This is a genomic window from Pseudomonas sp. NFPP07 (assembly GCF_900115645.1).
Classification (GTDB): Bacteria; Pseudomonadota; Gammaproteobacteria; order Pseudomonadales; family Pseudomonadaceae; genus Aquipseudomonas; species Aquipseudomonas chlororaphis.
The window spans coordinates 1-3,915 of record NZ_FOXG01000024.1 but is presented as its reverse complement, the minus strand read 5'-3'; the positions used below and the strand labels follow the sequence as shown (position 1 = coordinate 3,915).

The following is a 3,915-nucleotide window of genomic DNA, read 5'->3' as shown; positions in this document are numbered from 1 at the left end:
GGCGCTCGCGCAGCCGCACCGCTTGCCAGGGCAGCAGCAGGCAAGGTGAGTGCACCGATCACACAAGGAGCCAAGCGCATTACGGAGGCGGTGCGCCCAGCAACCGCAGAAGCCCAAACAGGTGCTCGAAGCGGTGGCGCCGCAGCCACTCCGGAGGATATGCGGCGCACGGAGATTGCTGCACAGCTTCCAGTCCCATTCAAGGATAAATCCGGCTTGACTGCTGGGCAGGCCTCGCGTGATTTCGCTCAACTTCAGTTCGAGAAAGAGACAGCCAAGATCGGTGAAATGGGTGCTCCTCTGCGTGAGCGAGTCGAGAATCAGACGGCGACCATGATCCAGAACTTTGACGCGCTGGTCGATCGCCTGGAGCCGGTGGCCACAAGTAAACGCGAGATAGGCGATGCCGTAGATCGGGCATTGGTAACTCGCGCAGAGGTAGAGCGCCGAAAAATCAGGAAGGCCTATCAAGATGCGCGTGATGCTGGCCAGCTCAGCGATCCTATAAGCATGGACAATCTCGCCAGCAGCATGGCTGATCTACAGCGGTTTGAAGGTGTGTCGCCGAACATCCGGGCTATACGCAATGAGGCTGTGCGGCTTGGGGCGCTTGCAGAGGATGAGGCGGGAGGATTGATGCCTGGGCGCGTCACTATTGACGATGCCGAGCTCTTGCGCCAGTTCGTCAACGAGTCCACTGATTGGATGGATCGTCGGCAGTCCACGTTTGCTAAGCGTGTAACGAGCGCCATTGATGAGGCAACCGAAAATCAGGGTGGCGAACTCTATCGAAAGGCCAGAAAGCTGCGCGCAAATTTCGCCAACGAATTCGAGAATGCTGGGCTCACATCTAAGTTGATTAAAGCTAAGCGCGGAACTGATGAGCGCCAGATTGCCCTTGAGGATGTATTCGAAAAAGTAATTGTGTCGTCGAAGGTCGACGAGATGAATAAGCTGCGGAGCACTCTGCTGAGATCCGGGAAAGAAGGAAAGCAGGCATGGAATGATCTCAAGGCGGCAGGTATCGAGCGGATTAAGAATGCCTCTTTGTCTGCCAGCGCACGTGATTCTCGAGGGAATCCTATCCTGTCACCTGATGCTTTGGCCCGCGCAGTCCGGCAGATGGATGAGACTGGAAAACTCGAATCGCTCTACGGCAAGAAGCAGGCGCAAATATTGCGGGATTTGGCCGATATCGCTTCGGTGATATACACAGCTCCTCCTGGAGCAATCAACGCCTCGAATACTGCCTCTGCATTGCAAGTTGCACTTGATAGCCTGGGGACATTCGCCGTTACAGGAATTCCAGCGCCTGCTGCTACTGCATTAAAAGAAGCATCTAAATATATACGAGACAGGAAAACCAAGGCTCGTATTAGTGCATCACTTAAAGGCATATAGTAGGAGCACGAACTATGGCTGTTGGATCTGTTGTTGCACCATTTGCAGTATTTAACGGGAGTGATGGCAATCCTCTTAATAATGCAACTATTTATATTGGTCAGCCTAACCTGAACCCTCAAACGTTCCCTGCGAACGTATTCTGGGATGAAGCCGGCTTATATCCAGCCGTTCAGCCGCTGCGGACTATCGGTGGCTATTTCTCAAGAAATGGAACTCCGGCAAAGCTTTACGTAGCTGGTAACTACTCGATCGCGGTGTATGACAGCGCCGGTCGTTTCGTTTACAACTCTCCGAATGAAGTGAGCGTTTCGGATCTGATCAGTTACCTTGCAAATACAACAGACCCTTTGAAGGGCGCCGCTATGATAGGGCGAGGTCTGCAAATCGCGCAGAACGTCGCCGAGGCGGTCACTTTTTCGAAGAATGCGCCGAGCAAGTACGTTAGGACGATGGGGTATTACGCGGCTGGCGATGGTGGAGACGGTGTCTACATCATCAAAACCACCGGAACTTCCAATGGCGGAACTGTAATCGCTATGGATGACGGGGGATTTCTGCATCTGTGCCAGCCGGAGCCAGCAACACTGAGGCAATGGGGATGCAAAGGCGATGGCGTCACGGATGACACCGCCCGTTACTTGGCATGCGTCCTATTCGGAGAAAACTTCCACGTGCCTGATGGTGACTTTATGGTCGGACCGGTAGGCCCTCCCGCCTCCCCACCATATCCAGCTGGGCCGTTTGCTGAGCCCAATAGGACATCCGCGGCTATTTTGCAGTCAGGGCAGTGCGTAACGGGCAACGGGCCGAGCTCGAGACTCATCTGGAATAACCCAGTTAAGCAGGCATTTTTCTACATGAAAGATGCGGTCAATTGTGACGTCAGTGACGTTGCATTTGTCGGCGGATATTCGGCGATGATCCTTGACCCAACTTCGGATGGATCCGTTGAAAACTGCGGACTGACTCGGTGCTTCCTTGATGGTCAGTTGATCGGAATGATCGGCGGTCGACAGCTGGCTCTTGATCCTACAGGCTCTAAGGTCTGTATGCGCCCGTATGCGATCGACTGCAAATATAAAAACATGATCGTACACGGCGTGCTTGTGTCTAATTGCCAGCGTCCTTATATCGATGGCGGCGACTTCAAAGATTGCACTGGCGGGTTCTGCGCAGACTTTTCGCAGGGTACACGCGGCGGAATAATTTCGAACATTACCGGGAATAATGTTCTGCATGGGGTAAAGGTCGAATCGTCCAATGTCGCCGGCGGTACGGAAGCGACACTGGCGAGCGAGCGTTGCATTCTGACGCAACTTAACATTTCCAACATCTTGGGGATCGCCGCGCTTATCAATTCGGCGAACGATCGAATCCTAATCTCCGATTCTGTTTTCCATGGTACAAATCCTGATACGGCTGCCTCACTCATTAGCCTTGATTCTGTGACTGGATTCGCTAGCAAAGGGCAGTGCACATTGTCAAATGTTATTGTCACGGCAGCATATGGCGGGTGTCTACTTAATGGCATATCATCAGGCGAGCTTCCTACCCAGGTAATCGGGTGCAATCTTGTAGGAGGATCTTTCGGCATAAATAATAGAGCGCCTAAGCTTCTCCTTGAGGACACTGTTATCTCGGTTGGCACCACCACTGGGAACTGTATAAACACGGGCATCAGCAATTTAAACAATATCGACCAGCTCGCGATCAGGGGTTGCAACCTTTCAGGGAATAACGGTTTAGTTGAGCAGGGCACTACAACCGCATGGAGACATTTGGATATCAGTGATACTGTATTTAATGTGTCTCTATTTGCTGTTCTAGGAACATCTGCGGCAGGTGGAGTCGACTGGTTTCGGTTCGCAGATTGCAAAGTTAACCGTGATGCAGCCTCGTCTGCTGCCCCGGTTTCACTGCCAGTAACTTCCGCAGCAATGATTATTGATAACCAGTTCAATATCAAAAATACTGCAACCCCTGCGGCAGTCGCAACCACAACCAGTACAACAAAGTCAAGAATATCCGGGAATATATCTACAGTCGGATTTTCCATCGCCGGTCCTGACGCATCAACCACATCGAATACAAACAACAACATTACTGACGCGGTTTATGCAACGTATCTTCCTTAAGCCAACATTCACTAAAATTGGACTCACTTATGGGTATTTATAGCGACACGCCGTACGTTTTTACCCCAAATCCAAATGCTGACAACGGTCCGCAAATCAGATCAATCCTGAAGGCCGGTTACCGATGGCTACAGATCAACGGTGCTGTGTGCCCGATAGGCACAACAGTTCTTTTAAATCGCGAGGACAACTGGCCTTATAGCGGCCAGATAATCGAACCGGCCCCAGGGATCGACAAGGTTACCATTGACTGTACTGGTGTCGGCCGTAACCCAAATCAACCATCAGATCCCAGCTACGCAGCGATTGATTATGAGGGCAACGTCCGGCCCGGCAGCTACCTGACTGCTACAGCCCACGTCAACACAACCCAGAT

General features: G+C 52.0%; 2 protein-coding genes and 1 pseudogene. All 3 read left to right on the top strand.

Going from position 1 to position 3,915, the window contains the following annotated elements; genetic code table 11:
• Positions 1 to 1,401, top strand: a 1,401-nt coding sequence (locus tag BM019_RS30335) for a hypothetical protein (RefSeq protein WP_239691127.1), incomplete at its 5' end; no start/stop codon positions are given.
• 14 nt (positions 1,402 to 1,415) lie between these two features.
• Positions 1,416 to 3,539: an oxidoreductase gene (locus tag BM019_RS30700; protein WP_139217411.1), complete on the top strand. Its 2,124-nt coding sequence runs from the start codon at positions 1,416 to 1,418 to the stop codon at positions 3,537 to 3,539.
• 29 nt (positions 3,540 to 3,568) lie between these two features.
• Positions 3,569 to 3,915: pseudogene (locus BM019_RS30925) on the top strand (hypothetical protein); the annotation flags it as partial.

What these genes read in the sequence shown, in the direction of transcription:
- BM019_RS30700 (WP_139217411.1), top strand. Translation starts at nt 1,416, where the DNA reads ATGGCTGTTGGATCTGTTGTTGCACCATTTGCAGTATTTAACGGGAGT.